The following is a 23759-nucleotide window of genomic DNA, read 5'->3' as shown; positions in this document are numbered from 1 at the left end:
GTCAGTCCTCCAGCGTACCCGACCTGGCATCGACGCTCTTCCTGTCGCCGACCAGCTTCAGCAGATCCTCGCCGGCGCGGATGATGCGACGCGAGCGACGCGTCAGGATGATGCCGTCCTGCGGCGCGAACACTTCCGCGCGGCCATCGGTTTCGCCCGGCGCGTGGACGATGGTGGCGAGACGATCGCCCCTGATGACGCGATCGCCGGGCTTCACGTCATAGAGCACAGCGCCGGCCCGTGGCGCCGGCATCATGTCGATATTTTCCAATGGCGCGACGACGCCCTTGAATGGACCGGGCGCGGGCAGCGCGCTGTCGACGATCACACCGCGTGCCACCAGCAACCGGTAAAGCCCGTCGGCGTCCGCCGCGGCGAGCGCGCCATCGACGTCGAGTATGCCGCGATATTCGACCGTGGCGGCGACGCGCCGGTCGAACTTCGCCACGTCGGCGGGAACGTTCTGGTAGGGCATGATCGAGGCGCCCTCGAAGGTGCCGTCAGTGTCCTCGCTCCACAGTACCACTGCGTCGACGCCCATGGCGGCGGCGCAATCGGCCATGGCCGGCCACAGGCTGGTGTGGATGTAAAGATAGGCAAGGCCCTCGTCGTCGCAATGCAGGTCGAGCACGATGTCGTGGCCGAGCGACAGCTGCACCAGGCGGGACTTCAGCCGCTGGTCGGCGCCGCCAAAGCTGGTGTCGGGCAAGAGCCTGGCGTCGGGCGCGGCAAGCAGCGGAAAGGCGCGGTTGAAATTGGTGCGGGTGCCCAGGTGAAAGCGGCCCTGATGCTCGCCGAAATGATATTGCGCGCGGCCGATCGGGTTGGCCCAGGGCACGATGGTGATGTCGCCCTTGATGCGGCCTTCGGCAGCGGCCTTGTTCAGCGCCGGCATCAGCGCGTCGATGGCGACGACGCCCGGCAGTTCGCCGGCATGGAGGGCAGCCTGCAGATAGGCCGAGGGCGCCGCCTTGTCGCTACCTGTGAAGCGGAACACCGGGAATTCGTAGGAAACGCCCTCGCTGTCGCCGGCGATGCGTTCGATCGATTTCTGCATGACTTTCTCCAGTTAGAGCGAGAAGACATGCCCATTTGAGGTATCGCTGTCGATTGGTCCAGTCGGCCGCGCTATGGGCGCAAGATTTCCGTCCTCTTGGCGAATGGATTTCTATTCGGCGGCAGCCTGGAGCGGGACAGGCGCGCGCCTGTCCAGCGCCTGCGACAGCACCGCGACGGTGACCGCCAGCAAGGCCAGCACCGCGCCGACCAGCGGCAGGTGGGCGTAGGAGACGCCCGCCGAAAGCGCCACGCCGCCGATCCAGGCGCCGCTGGCATTGCCGACATTGAAGGCGCCCTGGTTCAGCGTGGCGGCAAGGTTCGGCCCTTCGGAAGCGGCCTCGACGACGCGGATCTGCAGCGGCGGCACGACGACGAAGATGAGCAGTCCCCAAAGGAAGACGATGCCGATGGCGACGCCGGCAATCGCGCCGAACTGTGTGAAACCGACGAACAGCACCGCCATCAACAGCAGCGTGCCGATGACGGTCGGCATCAGCTTCCAGTCCGCCAGCCGCCCACCAATGATGTTGCCGATGGTCATGCCGGCGCCGAACAACAGGAGCACCCAGGTGACCGCCGAGGTCGACAGGCCGGACACGTCGGTGAGGTAGGGTTTTATGTAGGTGAAGACGGCAAACAGGCTGGCCGAGGCCAGCGAGGCGATCAGCATCGCCAGCCAGACCTGCAGCCTGCCCAGCACCCGCAACTCGCCGCGCAGGCCGCCGCCGCTCGGCTCCGTGACATCCGACGGCACCAGCCAGGCGATGGCAGCGACTGAGATCAGGCCGATGCCGACCACGGCGACGAATGTGGAGCGCCAGCCGAAAGCTTCGCCAAGCGCTGTACCGGCGGGAACGCCCAGAATGTTGGAAAGCGTCAGGCCGGCAAACATCAGCGCCATGGCGCTGGCGCGTTTGTTGCGCGGCACCAGGCTGGCGGCAACGACCGAGCCGATACCGAAGAAAGCGCCGTGCCCAAAAGCGGTGAAGACACGCGCCGCCATCAGTGTCCAATAGTCAGGCGCGATGGCGCAGAACAGATTGCCGACGACGAACGACGCGGCCAGCCCCACCAGCACCGGCTTGCGCGGCAGATGCGCGGTGGCCATGGCGACGATCGGGGCGCCCAAGACGACGCCGAGCGCATAGCCAGTGACCAGCAGGCCGGCCGAAGGGATCGACACGCGAAGGTCGGCGGCGACCTCCGGCAGCAGGCCCATGATGACGAATTCGGTGGTGCCGATGCAGAAGGACGCGATGGCAAGCGCAAGGATCGGCAGAGGCATGGAGCGTCCAGACTGAATCGGTTCAATCCAGAGATTGCGCGAGGAGTTGAGCTATGCGCAATGCACATTGCTGCAATGCACCAATGCAGAATGTCTGGAGCTTTAGGTGCCTCAGGCCAGCGGCTTCAGCTCCTGGGCAATCGTGGGCAGCAGTTCCGAGACAGTGGGGTGGATGTGCGTCGCGCGCGCCAGCGTGTCGACCGGCGCCTTGGCGTACATCAGATCGAGCACGCAATGCACCGCCTCGTCGCCGCCGGGACCGAGCACGCAACAGCCGAGGATCTGCCGCGTGTCGGCATCGACGAAGATCTTCATGAAGCCTTGCGTCTCGCCTTTTTCAACGGCGCGGCCGACGCGGGTCATCGGCCGCTGGCCGACCAGCGCGCGGCGTCCGGATTTCTTCACCGCCGCCTCGGTCATGCCGCAGCGGCCGAGCGGCGGGTCGATGTAAAGCGCATAGGCCTCGATGCGGTCGCTGACCTTGCGTGGGTCGTTGTCGAGCAGGTTGGCGGCGACGATTTCGTAGTCATTGTAGGAAGTGTGGGTGAAAGCGCCCTTGCCGTTGCAGTCGCCCATCGCCCAGATGCCTGGGACGCTGGTGCGCAGCTGGTCGTCCACGATAACGGCTCCACGCTTGTCGACGGCGACGCCGGCTCGGTTGAGGCCGAGATCGTCGGTGTTGAGCGTTCGGCCAAGCGCCAGCAGCACATGAGAACCGACGGCCGGCGGCTTGCCGGCCGAGAAGGCCACGGCGATATCGTCGCCCTGTTTGGCGAAACCGATGTCGTCGGCGCCGACATGGACCGTGATGCCTTCGTTTTCGAGGATGGACAGGATGGTGGCCGAGACGTCCTCGTCCTCGCGGCCGGTCAGGCGCGGGCTCTTCTCGATGACGGTGACTTCGCTGCCGAAACGGCGGAACATCTGCGCGAATTCGAGCGAGATGTAGCTGCCGCCGACGACGACCAGATGGCGCGGCAGGACCTCGAGATCCATCATCGAGGAATTGGTCAGATAGTCGATGTCGTGGACGCCGGGCAAATCGGGCACGGAAGCGCGGCCTCCGGTGTTGAGGAAGATCCTGTCGGCGGTCAGAAGGTCGTCGCCGACGCGCACTGTATTGGCGGTTTCGAAGCGCGCATGGCCGCGATAGAGCGTGCATTTGTCCATGCCGGCGATCCACGTTTCCAGTCCGGTGCGGGAGGCGCCCGAAACCTTGTCCTTGCGCGCCTTGATCTTGGCATAGTCGACGCCGACAGGGCCACTGAGCGTCACGCCATAGTCGGCGGCGCGCCGCGCCAGATGCGCGGCATAGGCGCTCGCCACCATCGTCTTGGTCGGGATGCAACCAGTGTTGACGCAGGTGCCGCCGACCAGCTTGCGCTCGATCAGCGCCACGCTCATGCCGGCTGCGTTCAGCCTGCCGGCGAGCGGTGTGCCGGCCTGGCCGGCGCCGATGATGATGGCGTCGAAAGTTTTTGCCGTCATGCCACCGCCGCCACGATCAGCAGGCCGCCGATGATCGCCACCGCGTCCTCGATGAAGGCGGCGGGCTGATCCTTGCCGAAGGCGGCCGCAAGCCGGCCGCGCGCTTCGGCGCCGCCCAGCGTGCCGATGACCGCGCCGATGGCGCCGGCGATCAGGCAGACGATGGTGGCGCCGGCGGTCGCGCCGATCACCGCGCCGGTGAAGGCGCCCATGATGATGCGGGCGCCGAACTGCTGCGGCACTTTACGGCTCGGCGTCGACGGCAGCTGGTCGGTGACCAGCTCGACGATGGCGAGGATGGTGAAGATGCCGACAGCGGCCCAATGGCTCATGAAGCTTGCCCATGTGCCGGCAACCGGCAGCCAGCCGAGATAGGCGCCCCAGGCGACCGCGGCCGGCGCGGTCATGGCGCGCAGGCCGGCGATGACGCCGATCAGAAGTGCAAGAAGATAGAGCATGTTGATCCCCTCGATCACCAGGCCAGGACGGCCTTGAGACGGCAGGCTACCATAGGTCGGATATTTGGCCAGTACTTGGATTGGCGCTTTTCTGCTGGCCGCAACTGTGCTTTGCAAGGACGTCAATCGGAGACCCGCCATGGCTGGAAGCGAGCGCGCGAAGATGGCGGCCGGCGAATGGTACTCTTGCCTCGATGACGAGCTGGAGGCGCTGCGTGCCCTCGCGCGCGACGCGGTGTTCGAGCACAATTGCCTGCCGCCAAGGCAGCGCGGCAATCTCGGGCCGGACCTCAAGGCATTGCTCGGCGGCGTGGGCGAGGGCGCCCGCATCGAGGCGCCGTTCCACTGCGCCTACGGCTTCAACATCGTTCTCGGCGATGGCGTGTTCCTCAACGCCGGCTGCACCGTTCTCGACACGGCAAGCGTGCGCATCGGCAAGGGAACGCTGCTTGGCCCCAATGTGCAGATCTATTGCGCCGAACACCACAAGGAAGCCACTGGGCGGCAAGCTGGGCTGGAGATCGCCAGGCCGGTCGAGATCGGCGCCCATGCCTGGATCGGCGGCAGCGCGGTTATCCTTGGCGGCGTCAGCATCGGCGAGGGCGCCATCGTCGGCGCCGGCGCGGTGGTGACGCGTGATGTGCCTGCAAACGAGACGGTAGTCGGCAATCCGGCGCGGCCGGTCAAGCGCGGCTGAATTTCCGCCGCAAGCAATCAGGCCTGCGCCATCCGTTCTTCCTGGTCAATCCGCTGGGAGAATTCGCGCCGATACTGCGCCGGCGATGTCCTCAGCCTTGCGGCGAAATGCTGGCGCAGCGAGGTGGCGCTGCCGAAGCCGGCCTCGAAGGCCACGATGTCCATCGATTTTTCCGTCGCTTCCAGCAGCCGCTGCGCCAGTTCGATGCGCTGGCTGGTCAGCCAATCGCCAAAGCTGGTGCCGATCGATTTCTGGAAGCGGCGGGTGAAGGTACGCCGCGTCAGACCGGCGGCCTCGGCGACGCTGTCGAGGCTGTGCGCCTCGCCGAGCGTGGCGCGCACCGCGTCAAGCGCCTGGGTGAAGCGATCGGCATTCGCGCTCTTTGCCACGGGGCGTTCGATGAACTGCGCCTGCCCGCCCTGCCTGTGCGGTGAGAGCACGACGTGCCGGGCGAGCCGCAGTGCCGCTTCCGCGCCATAGCGGGCGCGCACGATATGCAGGCAGCAATCCAGCCCGGCGGCGACACCGGCGGAGGTGACGATGTCGCCATCGTCGACATAGAGCACGTCGGCATCGACCGAGATGTCGGGGTGCAGGGCGCGCAGCTGGTCCGTATAGGCCCAGTGCGTGGTCGCCTTCCGGCCTGAAAGCAGGCCGGCGGCGGCAATGGCAAAGGTGCCGAGGCACAGGCCGACGATCAGCGCGCCGCGCCGGTGCGCGCGACCGAGCGCTTCGTCGAGCGGCCCGGCCAGCGGGGCTTCGAGATCCTTCCAGCTCGGGATGATGATGATGTCGGCATCGTCGAGCGCGGACAGACCGTGCGGGACAAGGATGCTCAGCCCGGCATCGGTCCGGATCATGCCTTGCTCGACCCCGCAGACGCGGAAGTCGAAGCGCGGCAGGCCGAGCCTCGTGCGGTCGGCGCCGAACACCAGGCAAGGCACGGAGAGGTGGAACGGGCTGATGCCGTCGAAGGCGAGGGCGGCAATGATCGGGGCGGTCATGGGCGTTTCCGGTTCGGAAGCTGGATTGTCCCAATTCTTTCGAATGATGTCAACCGGGCCACTTTCGATCACTCCCGAAGCCGCTTATTTTCGGCCCATCGCATCCAAGCCGGAAGGAAAACACCATGTCCGCCCCAGCCAACATCACGCCACGCCGCGCGCTCATCGTCATCGACGTCCAGAACGACTATGATGGCGGCAATCTGGCCATCCAGCATCCGCCGTTCCGCGACAGCGTCGTCAATGTGGCGCGCGCCATGGATGCGGCTGCTGCCGCCGGCATCAAGGTGGTTGTTATCAAGCAGATGGCGCCCGAGAGCTCGCCGATCTTCGCCAAGAGTAGCCACGGCGGCGAACTGCATCCCGAAATCGCCAGGCGCGGCCGCGACCACTATGTCGAGAAGACCCTTCCATCGGCCTTCACCGGTACCGACCTCGAAGCGTGGCTGCGCGCCAATGCCATCGATACGCTCACGGTGGTCGGCTACATGGCGCATAATTGCGACCTGTCGACCATCATCCATGCGGTGCATATGGGCTTCGCCGTCGAGTTCCTGTCGGACGCCACCGGCTCGGTGCCCTATGCCAACAGTGCCGGCTATGCCTCGGCCGAGGAGATCCACCGCGTGGTGACGATCATCCTGCAGTCACGTTTCGCGGCCGTACTGAAGACCGCCGAATGGGTCGAGTGCCTGAAGACCGGCGCCTTGCCGGAACGCGACACGATTTACGCCTCCAACCAGCGGGCGCTGGCGCGCAACGCGGCCTAGGACCACTCCGCAAACGGAAAGGGCGCCGCATCGCTGCGGCGCCCTTTCCGTTTGGGATTTGAAGATTCTAGAACAGGCCTTCGATCTGGCCGACCTCGTTAAGGAAGATCTTTTCCGAGGACGGCGCCTTGGGCAGGCCGGGCATGGTCATGACCTCGCCGCAGATGATGACGACGAAGCCTGCGCCCGCCGAAAGCCTGACCTCGCGCACCGGCACGGTGTGGCCGGTCGGCGCGCCGCGCAGGTTCGGGTCGGTCGAGAAGGAGTACTGGGTCTTGGCCATGCAGACCGGCAGGTTGCCGTAGCCGGCCTGCTCCCAGGCGTGCAACTGGTCGCGCACCGACTTGTCGGCGATCGCTTCCGAGCCGCGATAGATGCGCTGGACGATGGTGTTGATCTTCTCGAACAGCGGCATGGCGTCGGGATAGAGCGGCGCGAATTGCGAGGCGCCGGATTCGGCCAGCGCCACCACCTTGTTGGCGAGTTCCTCGATGCCGGCCGAGCCGTTGGCCCAGTGCTTGCACAGGATCGCCTCTTCGCCCATCGAAGCGACATAGTCCTTCATCGCCTGGATTTCGGCGTCGGTGTCGGAATAGAAGTGGTTGATGGCCACCACCGCCGGCACGCCGAACTGGCGGATGTTCTCGATGTGGCGGCCAAGGTTGGCGCAGCCCTTCTTCACCGCCTCGATGTTTTCCTTGCCGAGGTCTTCCTTCTTGACGCCGCCGTTCATCTTCATGGCGCGCACGGTGGCGACGATGACGGCAGCCGCCGGCTTCAGGCCGGCCTTGCGGCACTTGATGTCGAAGAACTTTTCCGCGCCGAGATCGGCGCCGAAGCCGGCTTCGGTGACGACATAGTCGGCAAGCTTGAGCGCCGTCGTGGTGGCGACGACCGAGTTGCAGCCATGCGCGATGTTGGCGAACGGGCCGCCATGCACGAAGGCCGGGTTGTTTTCCAGAGTCTGCACCAGGTTCGGCTGCATGGCGTCCTTGAGCAGCACGGCCATGGCGCCGTCGGCCTTGAGGTCGCGGGCATAGACTGGCGACTTGTCACGGCGATAGGCGACGATGATGTCGCCGAGGCGCTTCTCGAGGTCCTTGAGGTCGGTCGACAGGCACAGGATGGCCATGACTTCCGAGGCGACGGTGATGTCGAAGCCGCCCTCGCGCGGAAAGCCGTTGGCGACGCCGCCGAGCGAACAGATCATCTCGCGCAGCGCGCGGTCGTTCATGTCCATGACGCGGCGCCAGACGACGCGGCGGGTGTCGATGCCGAGCTCATTGCCCCAGTAGATGTGGTTGTCGATCAGCGCCGACAAAAGGTTGTGCGCCGTGGTGATGGCGTGGAAGTCGCCGGTGAAGTGGAGGTTCATGTCCTCCATCGGCACGACCTGTGCGTAGCCGCCGCCGGCTGCACCGCCCTTGACGCCGAAATTCGGGCCGAGCGAGGCTTCGCGGATGCAGACGATTGCCTTCTTGCCGATGCGGTTCAGGCCGTCGCCGAGACCGACCGTGGTGGTGGTCTTGCCTTCGCCGGCGGGCGTCGGGTTGATGGCGGTGACGAGGATCAGCCTGCCGTCCTTGTTGCCCTTCACCGACTTGATAAACTCGGCGGAAATCTTGGCTTTGTCGTGGCCGTAGGGCAAAAGGTGTTCGGTCGGAATGCCGATCTTCTGGCCGATCTCCTGGATCTGCTTCTTCTTGGCGCCGCGCGCGATCTCGATGTCGGACTTCACTTCGGCCATGACGGCTTTCCTCTGGATTGGACTGTGGAGGGGACGGGTTTGATCTCACTGGCAGGCAAGTTGGAACCGGGCGCGGGCTGTTTTAACCCTGTCGCTGCCGCGGCGTCAACTTGCATGCAACTATGTTTCCTATGAAGAAAATTCCTCTGCGGACCGGCCGACCTGTTCTCGGGTTCTTTCCGGCTCCGTTGCCGCGCCGTATAGAAGCCAGAGGACGCGCCGTTCCGCCGTCTCAAAACAGCCGCACAATGCACGGAATGCGACAGAGGCGACGGCGCAAATTCGCCATCGCCAGGCTAAAGCGCATCGCGCTTTAGCCTTTTGTTGTTATGCATGTCGTTCGCCCAAAACCGGGGCCACTTTTGGGCGACATGCATTGCGACCGGCGAACGCTATTGCGTCAGCACGTTGCTGATTTCGACCATGTTGGAGCGCACGCGCAGGATGTAGAAGCCCATCGTCGTCAGGTGCGTCGGCAGCAGCCAGCCATCCTCGCGGCCATTGGCGATGATGAAGGGCTGGATACGCAGGGCCGAGACGAATTGCGCGTCCATCGTGTCCCACAGGCTCTGCAGGTGCTTCTCCTTGATGACGTCCTCGAAGTCGGCCTGCGCGCCCTTCATCAGGCCGTAATAGGCATAGAGCTGGCCATAGGCGAACCAGTAGCGGTCGTCGGCGCGGGTGTCGAACCAGCCATTGTTGTGGTTCTCGGCGCGTTCCTTGAGGATGGCGGAAGTCGAGCCGATGTCCGATGCGATGCGGTCGATATACTGCTTCAGATTGTCGGCGCGGGCATCGAAAGTGGCCTGGCAGGTGGCGAGGCGGGCATTGAACGAGCGCAGCTTGCGCACCGCGTCGCGATAATAGCTCGGGGTCGGTGTCTTCGGGCCGAACGGGCTGACGCCGAAATACCAGGTGTATTCGTCGAACTGCAGATTGCCGCGCGCATCCTGCAGATCGGCATCGATCTGCGAAGTCGTGCGCACGCGGCCGAGATTGTCGGCGAGCTCGGTCGCCGTGCGCCGCACAGCCTGGTTGATGCCGCGCTGGAAGGACGCCTTGTTGTCCATCCACGGCGTGTTGTCCCAGTCGATCCCGAACAGGCCGAGCTTGTAGAGGATCATCGACGAGATCCAGGCATTCTGGTTGACGTTGAAGTCGGTCAGGTCCGCCGCGATCTGGGCAATGCCGGAATTGCCGCAGGTCTTTGCCGTGTCGGTGCCAGTGCCGGCGGCCACCTGCTCGCCGGCGGAAACATTGCGCTTCTCGAAAGTGTAGGTGTCAGGATAGTTCGGGTTGAAATTGTTCCACCACTGGGTGGCATAGAAGAAGTTGGCGTAGAGGCCGATCAGCACCAGCAGGGCCAGGCCGAGCACGGCCTTGAGGATCCAGCCGCGCTGCGTGTACCAGCGGCCGGCCCATAGGAACGGCCACAGGATGGCGCCGATCAGAAGGCCGATGCCGCGGCCGATCCACTGGAAAATCCTGACGAAGAAGTTCACGATCGGATCGAGCATGGCTGTGTCACCCCCTCAAAGCATGATGCCAAAAAGTTGCAGACTTTTTGGATAACATCATGTGCTAAAACAATAAGTTAGAACAAAATGACAGCTCGTTTCGTTCTAGTCGGTCAGGCCGTAGAGGCGTGTGCGAAACGCCACCTTGTCCTTCAAATATGTGGTTTTCAGAACGTCCACAACATGCGATCTCCAGGCGTCGCTGAAGCCGTCATAGTCCTTGTAGAAGCCCTGCTTGTTGAAGATGTAGCGCGAGACAAAGTCGGTCGGCACGAAATCCGAGATCAGCCGGTTGGTCAGCCAGGCGTCGGGATGGTCCGGCTTGGCGCGCACCACCAGGAAGCGCTGCTGCGGGAACACATCCTCGATCTTGAGATGGCCAAGCTGGGCGATCTCGCGCTTGGCGGCGTTGAGGAAGGGGAAATTGCCGTCCTTGGTAATCAGGTCGGCATGGCTCTGGATCCAGGTCTGCAGCCAGACCTTGTCGACATCGGTCAGATTGCGGTTGGGCTCGGCGTCACGGATCAGCGCGCGCACCACCATCTCGGCGCGGTGCTCGAGATAGCCGGACGTTTCTATCCATGAGGCGCGGGGCAGTTCGATGCGGCCGGTGCTGGCCAGGAACTTGAAGACCTTGTCGGCGTCGTTGATCGAGAGATAGCTCACCTGCCACGGCCGCGAGCGGCGAAAGCCCGGGGCCGCCGGATCGCTGATCACCGTCGTCATGTCGGGATCGACGAACACGTAGAGCCCGCCGAAATGGCTGGTCCAGTAGGCATTGTGGCGGAAGATAACCTGGTCTGGCACCAGCGCGTTCTCGCGGATGTCGCCGCAGATTTTCGCCAATTCCACCATGCGCGTCAGCATGGCGTTGTCGCGCCAGGCGTCGGGCTCCTGCTTCAGCCGGTCGACAAGCTTGCCGAGTTCAGCGGCCTTGCCCAGCACATCCTCGGCCGACAGAACCTTGAACTCGACCTGGTTGATCGACAGCAGGTCCTCGATGTCGTTGACCTTGGGAACCGAATCCTCGATCTCGCCGTAGATGACGTCCTTGATGGTCAGCGCGTCGATGGCGCGCTGGTTCTTGGACATGAACTCGAACATCAGCTGCGAGGTGTTGGAGAAGGCCGTGTGCACCACCGGCAGGTCGATCTGCGACGGCGTCAGGATGATGAAGCGGCGATTGACCTCGTTGGGGTCGAGATAGTCAGGGTCGCCGCATTCGTCGGCGATCTCGGGCGAGAAGCCGGTGCGATCGATCTGGAAGCTCTTCAGCTTGGTCGGAGGCAGGCCGAATGCGGCCAGCGCCTTGTTGTAACGCTGGATGAGATGCGGCTCGTCGACGGTGAGCAGACGGCCGTAGATGAGTTCGTTGTCGCGCAAGAGGTCGGGTTTTTTGCTCACCTTTCCTTCTCCCCGTTCACGGGGAGAAGGTGCCCGAAGGGCGGATGAGGGGCGCGAGCCTTCCTTCTCCCCTTGTGGGAGAAGGTGGATCGGCGCGACAGCGCCGAGTCGGTTGAGGGGTGTTCCAGCGGAGTGAGACGTTGGCTTTCCCTGGAACACCCCTCATCCGTCGCCTTCGGCGACACCGTCCGGGGGCGAGCCGCTTGTCTCGTGCCGTCCTTCGGACCCCACAAGGGGAGAAGGGAAGGCTGGCGTGCCTCATGCATTCCACATGCCCTTCTTCTTCATCTCCTCCATCTCGCGCGCCGCCCGCTCGCGCAGCCGCGCGTCGCGCAGCAGCTTTTCCACGGCGGCGTCGTCGGACTTGTCGGAGTAGCGGAATTCGGAATCGGCGTAGCGGTTGATCTCCTGCATGACAATGTCCAGAGAGAACGGACCGCGCAGTTCCTCGATCATGGCTTTCTTCTCGTCATAGCCCTTGTGCATGAAGGCTTCCGGCTTCTCGAACCAGTCGTCGGGAAGCTCGATGTCCATGGCGCGCATCTTGATGGCGTCGGTGACGTTCTTGATGGCGCGGCCGGTGAAGCGCGGCTCGGCGTCCTTGATCAGGTGCAGGTAGGTGCCGATATCGGCCATGGTCTTGGGCGCCCCATTCTCCTTCATGTAGCGCTCATAGACCTTCATCAGGCCGTCTTCCTGCGGCTTTTCGTGCTCCTCATAGGCCTCCTCGACAGCGCGCTGGATTTCCTGTGCGGCGTAAAGCTCGTGCTTGCCCAGAGGGATTTCGTGGTTCTTGCCGGCGAGCAGCACGAAGATGTCGATATAGTCGTCGCGGGTCTGCGGGCCATCGACCAGCCAGCGGGCGCCGGCGCGCTGGCGCAGCGCGTCGTCGACATTTTCGGGATAGTTGGAGAACATGCCGAAGGAGCAGTTGCCGCGCACCACGGTTGACGCGCCGGCGAAAGCATCCATCAGGACGCCGGTGATCTCCTGCTGGCCGGCCGAGGCGCGGTCGTCGGAGCGGCGCGCCGCCACCTGGTCGATATCGTCTATGGTGCCGAAGCCGATGACGCGCGGGTTGAGCACGTTGTTGATGAACTGGCGGCAGTTCTGGCCCGATTTGCCCTGATAGGACGAGATCTGGTCGACGCCGAAATTCTCATAAGCAAAAGGATAGCCGGCGACCTGGCAATAGCCGTTGACCAGGCCGGCGATCATCTGGATCAAAGTCGTCTTGCCGGTGCCGGGCGCGCCGTCGCCGATGAAGGTGAACAGGAAGCCGCCGAGTTCGACGAACGGGTTCAGCTCGCGCTCGAAATCATAGGCCATCAGCATCTTGGCGAGCTTGACCGACTGGTATTTGGCGATGTGGTTGCCGACGACCTCTTCCGGCTTCTTGAAGGTCATCACCAGCGGCTTCGACCGCTTGCCGGGGGCGACGTCGAAGCCGTCGAGGGTGAAGTCGTCGGCATCGATGCGGATATGGGCGTTCTCGAACGGGCCGATGCCGTCGAAGCGGCCTTTTCTGGCCAGCAGCCCATCGATGGCGACGCGGGCGAAGGCGCGTGCCCGTGTCGCCAGGTCGGCATCGTCCTTCGAGCCCGCTATCGCCTTGTCGAGGCCGGCGAGGATCGACTTCACCGCATCCTGCGGCGTGTCGAAAAGGAAGTCGGGTTCGGGGATGTCGTTGGGTGCCTCGCCGTCGCTGTCGATCAGCTGGAACAGATAGGATGCCAGGCTGAAGGCCGAGATATAGGCCGAGGCCGACAGGAGCTTCTTGAAGGCCGACGCCTCGTCGCCCTCGAGCGGGGCGCGGGTGTTCTTCGCCTGCAGGCTTTCGAGGTCGGAGCCTTCGGCGAAGACATCCGATATGGCCAGCGCGATCGCCGTGCCGCGCCGCGCGCGAAACAGAAGCGTGTGCTGCGGAATGGTGAGCAACTGGTCGTCGGGATGGACGGCGCCGACGGTCTTCGACAGCTCGACCTCGCGCGTGCGACGCACCGAGCCGACCGAGACGGTGGAGACGAAGCGGCGATTGGTGCCGGCCAGTGCCGTGCCGGACTCACGCGACGGGTCTTCCAGCACGACGATGCGGGTGATGAAGCTCTGCGCTGTGGCGCGGTGCTTCTCGATCGCCGCTTCGGGGATGGTGGTCAGGCCGGTGTCCATGAAGTGTGCTCCGTGGTGTTACGGTCAGACGTCTGAAATGACCTGCCCATTCGACAGGATGTGGACCTTGTAGCCGCCAAAGATCTTCTGTGCTTCGCCGACGGCGTAGAGCGCCTGGTAGGCCTCGTGCGGGATCAGCGCGTGGTTCTCGTAGCTGGACACGCCCTGGCGCGCGGCTTCCAAATCGTCGGTGTTGATGAAGAATTCCTGCGTCGTCTTCTCGCTGGAAAACAGCCCCTTGCGGCCGGGCTTCTCGCCCTTGGAATAGACCTCCTGGATGGTCCAGGTCAGCAGCCAGGCGTTTTCCGGCTTGCGCACCTTGGCCAGCACTTCGGTCACCGTCGAATTGTTGTCGGTAATGCCCGCGGAATAGAAGGGGCCAAGCACGACGCGGCGCAACTGCTTGGGGTGCAGCGGCTCGAAATCCTTGTCGAGATTGACCGCAATCGTCGCCGGCGACAGCGTGTAGGCGGAGTTCTTCTCGGTGAAATCGTCGAAACGGTGGGCGAGCTCGGGATTGAGCAGGCCGTCGACCGGCAGTGGGATATCGACCTTGTCGTTGAGCTTGCCGTTCCGGTCGACGAGCTGGCGGACCATGTTCTCGGAGGAATCCTCCACCGTCACCATGTAGACCAGCGGCAGGTTGGCGCTGCCGTCGAAGGTCGCCCAATGGACGAGATAGTAGGGCAATGCGGTCTTCGGATTGACCGACACCTTGGCCGTCTGCGCCAGCGTGAACGGCCCAAAAGTCTGCTCGCTCCTGACGTCCTCGAGATAGAGCCGCTCGGCCATCGACTTCTGCAGCGCCTCGGGGAATTCCTTGTGGCGCAGGATGAAGTCGGCCATCTCCTCGCGCAGCTCGCCGGCCAGCGGGATGTTGGCAAGGCGCGCATCGGCCTGGCGGCGGTCGTTTTCCAGTTCGAGCAGGTTCTGGAACACCGGGAAGCCGCTTTCGGCGCGCGAAATGCGGAACGTGTCCATGAAGCCCAGCCGGTTGCGCCAGCAGCCAAAAGACTTGTCGAGCCGGGCGATGTATTCGGCAACGATCTTGGCGACGATGCCGTGCCGGTAAAGCGGCGAGCGGTCGTCGCGCATGAACACTTCAAGGCCGCTGAGCGCGGCCGTGATTGCCGAGAAATACCGCGCCGCCGCGTCGTTTTCGGGGGTCATTCTGTCAGCCCTGGGATTGTCGCACCGGTGCGCGCGGCAATTTATGACTGCACGTAGTTGGCCGAATTGTGCTTCTTCAGCACCTCGTCGAAGCGCCGGGCAAAGGCATCGTCGGCGAGCTTCTTGCGGCGCTGGATATCGGCGCTGGCCACCATGTTCTTCTCGTGCATTTCGAGCAGGTCGCCAATGTGCTTCTGCGAAGCGGCGCCGATGCCGGCCATGGTTTCTTCCGCCGTGTTGTCGACCTGGCTGCCCAGCGTGTTGATCTTGTGGGCGACGTCCTGCTGCGCGGCGGTCTTCAGCGAATCTTCCAGCGCCTTATAGAGCACGATGCGCTGCTCGGTATCGATGGTCAGCTTGTTGATCAGCGTCGACTGCGCGGCGATCTGGTTGTTGAGCGAATCGACGAAGGTCTGGAACATCGAGGTGTAGCGCTCGAGCGTCTGGCTTTCGGCCAGCAGTTCCTGCTCCTTGGCCTGCTTCTCGTTGTATTCGGTGGCGAGCTTGGAGCGTTCGCCCTCAAGCTGGGTGCGGTCCTTCTGGCTTGTCGAGGCGGCGATCTTGTTTTCGATGTCGAGCAGCATGGGGTTGAGTTCCTCGATGCGTTTCTGCACGGCTTCGAGGTTCGACATGGTGGTCTTGCGGCGCTCGATGACCTGCGACAGGCTGGCCTCGGAGGTCTTGTAGCGCTGGTCGAGAACCTCCTTCTGCGCCTTCAGGATGCCGACGATGGTGTCGGACTTGGCCAGAAGTTCCTGCAGATTGCCGGCCAGCGACATGTTGCGGACGCGGTCGGTGCGCATGCGCTGCTTGCGCTGGCTGGAGAAGACACCGACGAAGTTCTCCCAGCCGGTGTAGTTCTTCATGCTCTCGAACTCGGCGCCGAAGACGTTGGTGGCGTCCTCGAGGCCGATGATCAGGTCGGCAATGTTGCCTTCCATCACCTTCTGCTGCTTCAGCACGTCCTCGATGCGGGCGTTCTCGATGTCGAAATTGGCGTCGCCGATCTTCTTGTCAGCGGTGGCAAGCGTGTCGAGCACGGTGCCGGACTGCTCGATCTTGGTGCGCATGTCCTGGACGACCTGCTTGGTCTTGGCAATTTCGGCATCGAAATTCTGCAATGTCGCCATAGGGGCCTCCCGCTTCGGCTTCCGGTCGCTGGTTGCGAACAGCGGCGAATATATGTGGGGCATCCGGGGATTGAAAGACGTGAAGACAAGGGCCGCGTGAAAACAAAAGAATCCGCCAAGGCCTTGAAAGACAATGCAGGTGGGGTCATGGCGTGATTAGCCGGTCAGTCGGGACTAGTTCAGCTGTCATTGAACTTTCATGCCGGCAAGACAGTCAGCCCCCGCCGACGCGGAAATGCTGAATTCGGCAGGGGATTGAACCGGTTGCAGGCAAACACATCAGTGCGGCCGCACCGCACAGACGCCACTCAGGGCTTCGGATCGGCCTTCAGATAGGCGATGAGATTGGCAATGTCGTCATCATTCGTCAGGCCACCAAAAGCCATTTTGTTGCCGGGAACTTTGAGCTTAGGGGCCCTGAGATACTCGGTGAGATTTGCCTCGTCCCAGACGAGACCGGCAGCGCCCGCACTCTTGATGGCTTCGGAATAATGGCCAAGGAAGCTTTCCGCGCTGCCTGCGGCGCGGCCGACGACACCCTTGAGATGCGGGCCAACCTTGTCGCGGTCGGTGGCCGCCTCATGGCAGGCCATGCAGCGGTTGAAGACGTGCTTGCCCTGCACCGGGTCGCCGCCGGCATGGGCGGCAATGGAGGTGGCAACGAGAAGAAGGCTGGCTGAGGAAACGGCTCGAAGCATGGCTGACCCCGGAGAGCTCTGGCTGACGGCCTTATAGGACCGAGGCCTTAACAAACGCTGCATCGTGGCGAGTGGAGACGGTCGTACCTGCTCGCGCCTTTCGCCGGCATCGGCCAGCATGTTCCCGCTCATGCATGGAGTTGGCTGGTCAGCATCGGCGTGCTGCACACCGGCATTGCCTATGTGCTGATGAACTCGGCCTTTCCGCGCCTGACGACGCCGGTGATCGGCATCATCACCTTCATCTATCCGGTCGTTGCCATCATCATCATCGACTGGGCGGTCTACGGGCATCCGCTCGGGCCGGCGCAGGCCGCCGGCATGGCGCCGATCGCCGTGGCGACGCTTGGTGTCCGGCTGGGCTGGCGGTTTCCGCTGAGGCGTGTCTCTGCGGCCTGACGCGGGTCGCAGGGTCAGGATTTCATGAAGCCGATGAAATCGTCAGGCGCGGCGCGGCCCATTTCTTCTTCCCAGTGACGGCGGCAGAGCGAGACATAGACATCCTTGCCGATCGCCACCTGTTCGCCCCGGTGGGCCACCTTACCGTCCGGGCCGAGCCGCACGACCATCGTCGCCTTACGGCCGCAGCGGCAAATGGTGCGCACCTCGCGCAGGTCGTCGGCGATCGCCAGCAGCGCGCGCGAGCCGGAAAACAGCTTGCCCTGGAAATCGGTGCGCAGGCCGTAGCACATGACGGGGATGTTCAGCCGGTCGGCGATGCGGGCCAATTGCCAGACCTGCTCTTCCTCGAGGAACTGCGCCTCGTCGACGAAGACGCAGTGCACCGTCGTATGGTCGTGATGTTCGGCGACGCGGGCGAACAGGTCGTCGCCGTCGCGGAACATCTCGGCTTCGGTCTCCAGCCCGATGCGCGACGAGATCAGGCCGCTGTCGCCCTTGCGGTAATGGCCGGCGACGAACAGCATCGTCGTCATGCCGCGTTCGCGATAATTGTACGAGGCCTGCAAGAGCATCGTCGTCTTGCCGGCATTCATCGTTGCGTAGTTGAAGTAGAGCTTGGCCATGCCGTCCTTTACGGTCCGTTGATATTCAGGCGATGCCGGCCTGCAAATGGCCGTCCCCTGCGCTTCCCCGTTCTACTAAGTCGCAGTAGATCTGTGCTCACATGCCCAAAAGTACGCTCCGCTCCGGTTCTCGGGCCCCACCATTTTCGTCTCGGCCTGACCTGAATCCAAACAGACCTTAAGCCGAGTTGCCTCTGCGCGGGGAGGGGCCGCTGGCGCATTCCCCTGAAAAAGCCGGCTCGCCGCTGAAAAAGATGAGCGGCGTGACAAAAGCGTCAGCCGTGTCGCTGATTGGCCATTCCGCGCCGTTGATCGTGATTGCCTTAGCGCTTGAAACTACACCAGAATGGTGTTTGGCTGACGAAACAAGGCGGGCAGAGAAACCGTTACGACGCTTCGCCAAAGAATCACAATGGGAGACTGTCTATGTCGCGTATGAATTCCTTCGTCGCCGGCCTCGGCCTGGCGGCTTTCCTGTCCACGAGTGCCGCCTTTGCCGGCGATCCGGCGAGCTGCAAGGCGGTGCGTCTTTCCGATGTCGGCTGGACCGACATCCAGGCCACCACGGGGCTCGCTTCGGTGCTGCTCACCGCGCTCGGCTATGAGCCGCAGGTGATCCAGCTCTCGGTTCCGGTGACCTATGCGTCGCTGAAGAACAAGGACCTCGACGTGTTCCTCGGGAACTGGATGCCGTCGATGACCAACGACATCAAGGACTATACCGCCGACGGTTCGGTCGAGACCGTCAGCCAGAACCTCTCCGGCGCCGGCTATGGCATCGTCGTGCCGACCTATGTCGCGGACGCCGGCGTCAAGACGCTGACCGACCTTGGCAAGTTCAAGGACAAGTTCAACGGCAAGATCTATGGCATCGAGGCCGGCAATGACGGCAACCGCATCATCCTCGACATGATCAAGAACCCGAAGGACAATCTCGAGGGCTTCGAACTGGTCGAATCCTCGGAGGCCGGCATGCTGACGCAGGCCGAGCAGTCGATGAAGAACAATGAATGGATCGCCTTCCTCGGCTGGACGCCGCATCCGGTGATGGGCGCCATGAAGATCACCTATCTCGAAGGCATGGGCGACAGCGGCTTCGGCGCCGCCACCGTGTCGACCAATGTGCGCAAGGGCTACACGACCGAATGCCCGAATGTCGGCAAGTTCATCACCAACCTGAAGTTCAATCTGGATATGGAAGGCCAGATGATGGACGCGATCCTGAAGGGCGGTGACGCCCAGACGGTCGCCACCGACTGGCTGAAGAAGAACCCGGACGCGGTCAAGCCGTGGATCGCCGGCGTGACCACCTTCGACGGCGGCGACGCCGCAGCGGCGGTCAAGACCGCGCTCGGAAGCTGAGCCGACTTCGCATCCGGCATGACCGGATGAAGATGGGCAGCCGTTTGACAAAGGGCTGCCCTTTTTCACATCCTGTGACAAGATGACGTTGCGACAGCGCGGGGCCGAAGTCAGAGCCCTGGTGGAAGAGGGGTGAGATGGATCCGATTTCCAAATTCATGGTCGATCACAAGATCCCGATCGGCGCTTGGGGAAAGTCCTTTTTCGGGTTCCTGACCGATAATTTCGACACCATCTTCAGAGCCTTCTCCAACGGTCTGAATTTCATTCTCGACGGGCTAGTCGACCTCCTGCTGATGGTGCCGCCGGTGCTGCTGGCGCTGGTCATCGCTGGTATTGCCTGGTTGCTGCAGCGCTCGCGGCCGCTCGCCATCGGCGTCTTTCTCGGCCTGATCTTCATCATCAACCAGAACCTGTGGAAGCAGACCGTGCAGACGCTGGTGCTGGTCGTCGCCGCCGCCGCCATGGCGATGGCCATCGGCGTGCCGCTCGGCATCTGGGCGGCGCACAAGCCGAAGGTCTACCGCGTCATGCTGCCGGTGCTCGATCTGATGCAGACCCTGCCGACCTTCGTCTACCTGATCCCGGTCTTGACGCTGTTCGGCCTCGGCAACGCGCCCGGCCTCATCGTCACCATCATCTTCGTCATCCCGACAGCGGTCAGGCTCACTCACCTCGGCGTCGTCTCGGTGCCAAAGTCGATCATCGAGGCCGGCGAGGCGTTCGGCGCCACCAAGAGCCAGCTGTTGTGGAAGGTGGAACTGCCGTCGGCGCTGCCCACCATCATGGCGGGTCTGACGCAATCGATCATGCTGTCGCTGTCGATGGTGGTGTTCGCGGCTCTCATCGGCGCCGGTGGGCTGGGCACCGAGATCAACCGCGCGCTCGGCTCGCGCCGCATCGATCTCGGGCTTGAGGCGGGCCTCGCCATCGTCGTGCTGGCCATCGTGCTCGACCGAATGACCCGCATTGGCGTTGGAGGCAAGAAATGACCGTCGCCGTCGATTTCAAGAACGTCGATATCGTCTTCGGCGCCGACCAGGCCGGTTCGCTTGCGATGATCGACAAGGGCGCCACACGCGCCGAAATCCTGGAGAAAACCGGCAATGTGCTGGGCTGCGCCGGCGCCAGCCTTACCGTGCATGAGGGCGAGATCTCGGTGCTGATGGGTCTGTCGGGCTCCGGCAAGTCGACCCTGCTTCGGGCCGTCAACAGGCTCAACGTGGTGTCGCGCGGCCAGGTTCTGGTCAAGGACGGCGACAAGATCGTCGACGTCGTCACCTGCGACGAGCCGACCTTGCGGCGCTTGCGCCAGAAGCAGGTTGCGATGGTGTTCCAGCAGTTCGGCCTGCTGCCGTGGCGCACGGTCGAGGAAAATGTCGGCCTCGGCCTCGAACTTGCCGGCGTGCCGGACGCCGAACGCAAGGAGCGCGTGCACAGGCAGCTCAAGCTGGTCAATCTCGACCAGTGGTCGAAGAAATACGCGCACGAGCTGTCGGGCGGCATGCAGCAGCGCGTCGGCCTGGCCCGTGCCTTCGCCACCGAAGCGCCGATCCTGTTGATGGACGAGCCGTTCTCGGCACTCGACCCGCTGATCCGCACCAAGCTGCAGGACGAACTGCTGCAGCTGCAGGCCGAGCTGAAGAAAACCATCATCTTCGTCAGCCATGACCTGGAAGAGGCGCTGAAGATCGGCAGCCATATCACCATCATGGAGGGCGGGCGCATCGTCCAGACCGGCGCGCCGGAAGACATCGTGCTGCGCCCCGCCAACGACTATGTCCGCGACTTCATCGCCAATGTGAACCCGCTCTCGGTGCTGACCGCCTGGAACGTCATGCGCGATCGCCGCGACCTCGAGCACGGCGACAATGGCTGGGTGTGGCTAGACCGGCGCAAGACGACGCGCTTCAAGATCGACGATCACGGCCTGGTGGCGGCGGCCGAACGCGATGGCAAGCCAGCGGTGTGGGTGTCCTGCGCCGATGTCGAGGGCCAGCCGGAGGAAGTGGCGCAAGTGTTCTGGGCCAATCCCGGCACGTCGCTGAAAACCGTCATGCTGGCCATGCACCGTTCGCAGACAGCACCCGTGGCACTGTTCGACGACCAGTCCCGCTTTGTCGGCGCCATCGGCATCCGCGACGTACTGAGCGCGGTGTTGCGGCGCTAGCAATAGAGGAGCGGCGAGACCTCCTTCAACTATCAGGAAAAGGCGCTTTGGAGCGGATTTTGGGTTGGCTGTCTAAACCGCGGACCGCGCAAACTGCGCTCGGGGTACTGCTCGTGATTGCGATGCGATCGATCCTGGAGTTTTTCAGGATCGGCGGTGCGAGCGGCACGCAACTGAGTGCAAATCAGCTCTTTTATATCGAAGGGACGCTCGCAGCCATCATTGCCGCATTGGCAGTCCTTGTCCTGCATGCATTCGGGCGGCATGGTTGGGCGACCCTCTTCAGCGGCGCAGCGATAGTTGCCCTGCTGGCATGGAAGGTCGCCGTCATCCGTTGAAAAACGGCAAAACGGGAACACATCCGAGGCGACCTGCGTCAGGCCGCCAGCGGCAGGCGCAGCTCGGTCAGCAGCCCGCCGTCCGGATGGTTGGACAGGCGGATCTCGCCGCCGGCGGCGCGCGCGATGTTGCGGGCGATGGTGAGGCCCAGCCCAAGGCCGCCGGTCTGGCGGTTGCGGGACTGTTCGAGGCGCACGAAGGAGCCGAAGACGGCATCGATCTGTGCCTGCGGTATGCCAGGCCCTTCGTCGCGGATGGTGAGCGTGATCGTGCCGTCCGAGCGGTGCAGGCTGAGATGCGCCTTCTTGCCGTAAGTGACCGCGTTCTGCACCAGATTGGTGACGCAGCGTTTGAGTGCCACCGGCCGCGCGATGCAGATCAGGCCGCGAGAACGGGTGTCGTCATTGTCGAACGAGACTTCCGGATAGGGGTCGGCGATCGATTCCACGAGCGACCAGAAGTCGATGCGCTCGGCCTTTTCCTCGTTCACCTCGAAAGTGGCGAAGTCGATCACGGAACTGGCGATGCTCTCGACATCGGCGAGATCATGCGCCAGCGCCTCGCGAACCGTCGATTTGCGCAACAGTTCGAGCCGCAGCCGCATGCGTGTCATCGGCGTGCGCAAATCATGCGCGAGTGCCGCGGCGAGATGTTCGCGGTCCTCGACATATTCGCGCAGCCTCTTCTGCATGGCGTTGATCGCCCTGGCGGCGGCCCGCACCTCGCGGCTGCCCGACTCGGCGATCGGCGGGCTTTTCAGGTCCTTGCCGATCCGGTTCACGGCGGTTTCCATCATCCGGTAGGGCGCGGTCAGCCGGCGCAGCGACCAGATCGACATGATCACCACCAGGCCGGCGATCAGCGAATAGAGCGGCAGGCTGTCGAAGCTCAGGATCGGGCCGACCGGCGTGATCGGCTCGGTGAAGTTCAGCCACTGGCCGTCGGCGAAGCGCAAGGAGGCCGTCAGCTTGTCGCTCTGGGCGAAATCGGCGGCGAGCACCAGAAGGTCGCGCTCGACCTGGCCGATATCGGGGCCGGATGCGGTGCCGCTGGCGTCGTCGGCCTCACGCGTTGCCGGATCGCGCCGCACACGCGCATCGGTGATGCCGAACTTCGACAGCCGGCCGACGAGAATATCCTCGAGTTCGGCCAGTTCGTCGTCGCCGGCGATCGAGGAGGTGACGGCGGGCGTGTCCGAGACGGTAAGGGCGTAAGTCGAGTTGAACAGGCCCGCCGCGGTTGCCTTGCGCTCCTCGGGCGTGGCGCCGCTCATCAGCTGCACCAAGGAGAAGGCGCGGTCGTTGAGCCGGTAGAGGTCGACAACGTCATTGGCGGCTGCGCGGTCGCGCGACACGATATAGAGGGTCGCGACCTGGCTGATCAGCAGGCCGGCAATGACGATCAGCAGCACCCAGACAGGCAAGGTCTGCGGCAGGAAACGTCTCATTCGGAGGTCGTCTCGGGCAGGAACTGGTAGCCGCCGCTGCGCACTGTCAGGATCAGTTTCGGCGTTTTCGGGTCATCTTCCATCTTGCGCCGCAGCCGGCTGACCAGGATGTCGATGCTGCGGTCGAAGGAATAGTCGCTGTCGCCGCCGGAGAGCTCGATGAGCTGGTCGCGGGTCAGCACGCGCTGGGCGCTCTTGACGAAGGTCTGCAGCAGGTTGAATTCGGCCATGGTCAGCTCGACCCTGACATCGTCGGGCGCGGTCAGCCGGCGCCGCGAACAGTCCATCGTCCAGCCGGCGAAACGGTAGATCTGCTTGGTGGTGGCGCGTTTCGGTTCGGAAGTACCATTGCGCCGCAGCACGGCACGGATACGCGCCAGGAGTTCGCGCGGGTCGAAGGGCTTGGGCACATAGTCGTCGGCACCCATCTCCAGGCCGACGACGCGGTCGGTGGTCTCGGTGACGGCGGTCAGCATGATGATCGGTGTCGTATACTGGGCGCGCAGGTCGCGGCACAATTCCAGCCCGCTCTTGCCGGGCAACATCACGTCGAGCACGATGAGGTCCACCTGCGCGCGGCGCAGGACGGCCTCCATCTCGGTGCCGTCGGCGGCAACTGAAGTGTGCAGGCCCCGCTTCTGGAAGAATTCCTGAAGCAGGTCGCGGATGCCCTTGTCGTCGTCGACGATCAATATGTGTGCGTCGGATTTCACGAGGTGCCCTGTCTCGATTGCCGGCCAAGTCATTCCTGGCAGGTGAGCCACACGATAGAATTCGGGCCATATGTTGGCCAGTGCCTTGCTTTTCAAGGGAGAACGAA

The 23759-nt window shown here is 63.6% G+C and carries 22 protein-coding genes; 7 read left to right on the top strand and 15 right to left on the bottom strand.

Features of this window, described 5'->3' with window-relative positions; translation table 11 throughout:
• Position 1: 1 nt before the first annotated feature.
• The 4 genes from CK227_RS17280 to CK227_RS17265 form a co-directional block, all read right to left on the bottom strand.
• The gene (locus CK227_RS17280; RefSeq protein WP_095773486.1) at positions 2 to 1057 is read right to left on the bottom strand and encodes a succinylglutamate desuccinylase/aspartoacylase family protein; all 1056 of its coding nucleotides are present in this window, start codon (positions 1055 to 1057) and stop codon (positions 2 to 4) included.
• 111 nt (positions 1058 to 1168) lie between these two features.
• Entirely contained in the window at positions 1169 to 2344 is a 1176-nt protein-coding gene (locus CK227_RS17275) for an MFS transporter (RefSeq protein WP_095773487.1), read from the bottom strand.
• A 111-nt stretch (positions 2345 to 2455) separates the two neighbouring features.
• Positions 2456 to 3832, bottom strand: coding sequence for an FAD-containing oxidoreductase (locus CK227_RS17270; RefSeq protein WP_095773488.1), 1377 nt, complete (start codon positions 3830 to 3832; stop codon positions 2456 to 2458).
• Complete coding sequence (locus CK227_RS17265; RefSeq protein WP_095773708.1) at positions 3829 to 4290, bottom strand: DUF4126 domain-containing protein; 462 nt, start codon at positions 4288 to 4290, stop codon at positions 3829 to 3831. The genes CK227_RS17270 and CK227_RS17265 overlap by 4 nt, the downstream gene beginning before the upstream one ends.
• Positions 4291 to 4429: 139 nt before the next feature.
• Between CK227_RS17265 and CK227_RS17260 the strand changes: the two genes are divergently transcribed.
• On the top strand, positions 4430 to 4987 hold the full coding sequence (locus tag CK227_RS17260) for a sugar O-acetyltransferase (RefSeq protein WP_095773489.1): 558 nt from the start codon (positions 4430 to 4432) through the stop codon (positions 4985 to 4987).
• A gap of 17 nt (positions 4988 to 5004) precedes the next feature.
• Here CK227_RS17260 and CK227_RS17255 read toward each other — a convergent pair whose 3' ends face one another.
• Complete coding sequence (locus CK227_RS17255) at positions 5005 to 5991, bottom strand: helix-turn-helix domain-containing protein (RefSeq protein ID WP_095773709.1); 987 nt, start codon at positions 5989 to 5991, stop codon at positions 5005 to 5007.
• Between the two features lie 125 nt (positions 5992 to 6116).
• Between CK227_RS17255 and CK227_RS17250 the strand changes: the two genes are divergently transcribed.
• A complete protein-coding gene (locus CK227_RS17250; protein WP_095773490.1) occupies positions 6117 to 6761 on the top strand; it encodes a cysteine hydrolase family protein in 645 nt (214 codons plus the stop codon).
• A 67-nt stretch (positions 6762 to 6828) separates the two neighbouring features.
• Here the strand turns inward: CK227_RS17250 and CK227_RS17245 are convergent, their stop codons facing one another.
• From CK227_RS17245 to CK227_RS17210, 7 genes are all read right to left on the bottom strand, one after another.
• Positions 6829 to 8508, bottom strand: coding sequence for a formate--tetrahydrofolate ligase (locus CK227_RS17245; RefSeq protein ID WP_095773491.1), 1680 nt, complete (start codon positions 8506 to 8508; stop codon positions 6829 to 6831).
• A gap of 392 nt (positions 8509 to 8900) precedes the next feature.
• Positions 8901 to 10025: a DUF2333 family protein gene (locus CK227_RS17235; RefSeq protein ID WP_010911160.1), complete on the bottom strand. Its 1125-nt coding sequence runs from the start codon at positions 10023 to 10025 to the stop codon at positions 8901 to 8903.
• A gap of 105 nt (positions 10026 to 10130) precedes the next feature.
• Positions 10131 to 11429: a DUF6638 family protein gene (locus CK227_RS17230; protein ID WP_095773493.1), complete on the bottom strand. Its 1299-nt coding sequence runs from the start codon at positions 11427 to 11429 to the stop codon at positions 10131 to 10133.
• A gap of 258 nt (positions 11430 to 11687) precedes the next feature.
• A complete protein-coding gene (locus CK227_RS17225) occupies positions 11688 to 13598 on the bottom strand; it encodes an ATP-binding protein (protein ID WP_095773494.1) in 1911 nt (636 codons plus the stop codon).
• Positions 13599 to 13622: 24 nt separating this feature from the next.
• The gene (locus CK227_RS17220) at positions 13623 to 14768 is read right to left on the bottom strand and encodes a hypothetical protein (protein ID WP_095773495.1); all 1146 of its coding nucleotides are present in this window, start codon (positions 14766 to 14768) and stop codon (positions 13623 to 13625) included.
• Positions 14769 to 14809: 41 nt separating this feature from the next.
• Positions 14810 to 15898 (bottom strand): hypothetical protein, encoded by a 1089-nt coding sequence (locus CK227_RS17215; RefSeq protein ID WP_095773710.1) that lies wholly within the window; start codon positions 15896 to 15898, stop codon positions 14810 to 14812.
• A 308-nt stretch (positions 15899 to 16206) separates the two neighbouring features.
• Entirely contained in the window at positions 16207 to 16596 is a 390-nt protein-coding gene (locus tag CK227_RS17210) for a cytochrome c family protein (protein WP_095773496.1), read from the bottom strand.
• 57 nt (positions 16597 to 16653) lie between these two features.
• Between CK227_RS17210 and CK227_RS17205 the strand changes: the two genes are divergently transcribed.
• A complete protein-coding gene (locus tag CK227_RS17205; protein ID WP_348629128.1) occupies positions 16654 to 16995 on the top strand; it encodes an EamA family transporter in 342 nt (113 codons plus the stop codon).
• A 14-nt stretch (positions 16996 to 17009) separates the two neighbouring features.
• Here CK227_RS17205 and CK227_RS17200 read toward each other — a convergent pair whose 3' ends face one another.
• Positions 17010 to 17621, bottom strand: coding sequence for a thymidine kinase (locus tag CK227_RS17200; RefSeq protein WP_038649140.1), 612 nt, complete (start codon positions 17619 to 17621; stop codon positions 17010 to 17012).
• 426 nt (positions 17622 to 18047) lie between these two features.
• Here CK227_RS17200 and CK227_RS17195 point away from each other — a divergent pair, with 426 nt between their 5' ends.
• From CK227_RS17195 to CK227_RS17180, 4 genes are all read left to right on the top strand, one after another.
• Complete coding sequence (locus CK227_RS17195) at positions 18048 to 18983, top strand: choline ABC transporter substrate-binding protein (protein ID WP_095773497.1); 936 nt, start codon at positions 18048 to 18050, stop codon at positions 18981 to 18983.
• Between the two features lie 137 nt (positions 18984 to 19120).
• A complete protein-coding gene (gene choW / locus CK227_RS17190; RefSeq protein ID WP_095773498.1) occupies positions 19121 to 19975 on the top strand; it encodes a choline ABC transporter permease subunit in 855 nt (284 codons plus the stop codon).
• Positions 19972 to 21153, top strand: coding sequence for a choline ABC transporter ATP-binding protein (gene choV / locus CK227_RS17185; protein WP_095773499.1), 1182 nt, complete (start codon positions 19972 to 19974; stop codon positions 21151 to 21153). The genes choW and choV overlap by 4 nt, the downstream gene beginning before the upstream one ends.
• 47 nt (positions 21154 to 21200) lie before the next feature.
• A complete protein-coding gene (locus CK227_RS17180; protein WP_095804196.1) occupies positions 21201 to 21491 on the top strand; it encodes a hypothetical protein in 291 nt (96 codons plus the stop codon).
• A gap of 38 nt (positions 21492 to 21529) precedes the next feature.
• Here the strand turns inward: CK227_RS17180 and CK227_RS17175 are convergent, their stop codons facing one another.
• Together CK227_RS17175 and CK227_RS17170 are read right to left on the bottom strand one after the other, a co-directional pair.
• A complete protein-coding gene (locus tag CK227_RS17175; RefSeq protein ID WP_095773501.1) occupies positions 21530 to 22939 on the bottom strand; it encodes an ATP-binding protein in 1410 nt (469 codons plus the stop codon).
• Positions 22936 to 23652 (bottom strand): response regulator transcription factor, encoded by a 717-nt coding sequence (locus CK227_RS17170; RefSeq protein ID WP_095773711.1) that lies wholly within the window; start codon positions 23650 to 23652, stop codon positions 22936 to 22938. Before CK227_RS17170 ends, CK227_RS17175 begins: the two co-directional genes overlap by 4 nt.
• Positions 23653 to 23759: the final 107 nt, after the last annotated feature.

Origin of the sequence: Mesorhizobium sp. WSM4308 (genome assembly GCF_002294905.1) — a bacterium.
Taxonomy (GTDB): domain Bacteria; phylum Pseudomonadota; class Alphaproteobacteria; order Rhizobiales; family Rhizobiaceae; genus Mesorhizobium.
This window is presented reverse-complemented; position numbering and strand designations above follow the sequence as displayed.

Coding starts and splice junctions, on each gene's coding strand:
- CK227_RS17280 (WP_095773486.1), bottom strand. CDS start 1,057: ATGCAGAAATCGATCGAACGCATCGCCGGCGACAGCGAGGGCGTTTCC.
- CK227_RS17275 (WP_095773487.1), bottom strand. CDS start 2,344: ATGCCTCTGCCGATCCTTGCGCTTGCCATCGCGTCCTTCTGCATCGGC.
- CK227_RS17270 (WP_095773488.1), bottom strand. CDS start 3,832: ATGACGGCAAAAACTTTCGACGCCATCATCATCGGCGCCGGCCAGGCC.
- CK227_RS17265 (WP_095773708.1), bottom strand. CDS start 4,290: ATGCTCTATCTTCTTGCACTTCTGATCGGCGTCATCGCCGGCCTGCGC.
- CK227_RS17260 (WP_095773489.1), top strand. CDS start 4,430: ATGGCTGGAAGCGAGCGCGCGAAGATGGCGGCCGGCGAATGGTACTCT.
- CK227_RS17255 (WP_095773709.1), bottom strand. CDS start 5,991: ATGACCGCCCCGATCATTGCCGCCCTCGCCTTCGACGGCATCAGCCCG.
- CK227_RS17250 (WP_095773490.1), top strand. CDS start 6,117: ATGTCCGCCCCAGCCAACATCACGCCACGCCGCGCGCTCATCGTCATC.
- CK227_RS17245 (WP_095773491.1), bottom strand. CDS start 8,508: ATGGCCGAAGTGAAGTCCGACATCGAGATCGCGCGCGGCGCCAAGAAG.
- CK227_RS17235 (WP_010911160.1), bottom strand. CDS start 10,025: ATGCTCGATCCGATCGTGAACTTCTTCGTCAGGATTTTCCAGTGGATC.
- CK227_RS17225 (WP_095773494.1), bottom strand. CDS start 13,598: ATGGACACCGGCCTGACCACCATCCCCGAAGCGGCGATCGAGAAGCAC.
- CK227_RS17220 (WP_095773495.1), bottom strand. CDS start 14,768: ATGACCCCCGAAAACGACGCGGCGGCGCGGTATTTCTCGGCAATCACG.
- CK227_RS17215 (WP_095773710.1), bottom strand. CDS start 15,898: ATGGCGACATTGCAGAATTTCGATGCCGAAATTGCCAAGACCAAGCAG.
- CK227_RS17210 (WP_095773496.1), bottom strand. CDS start 16,596: ATGCTTCGAGCCGTTTCCTCAGCCAGCCTTCTTCTCGTTGCCACCTCC.
- CK227_RS17200 (WP_038649140.1), bottom strand. CDS start 17,621: ATGGCCAAGCTCTACTTCAACTACGCAACGATGAATGCCGGCAAGACG.
- CK227_RS17195 (WP_095773497.1), top strand. CDS start 18,048: ATGTCGCGTATGAATTCCTTCGTCGCCGGCCTCGGCCTGGCGGCTTTC.
- choW (WP_095773498.1), top strand. CDS start 19,121: ATGGATCCGATTTCCAAATTCATGGTCGATCACAAGATCCCGATCGGC.
- choV (WP_095773499.1), top strand. CDS start 19,972: ATGACCGTCGCCGTCGATTTCAAGAACGTCGATATCGTCTTCGGCGCC.
- CK227_RS17175 (WP_095773501.1), bottom strand. CDS start 22,939: ATGAGACGTTTCCTGCCGCAGACCTTGCCTGTCTGGGTGCTGCTGATC.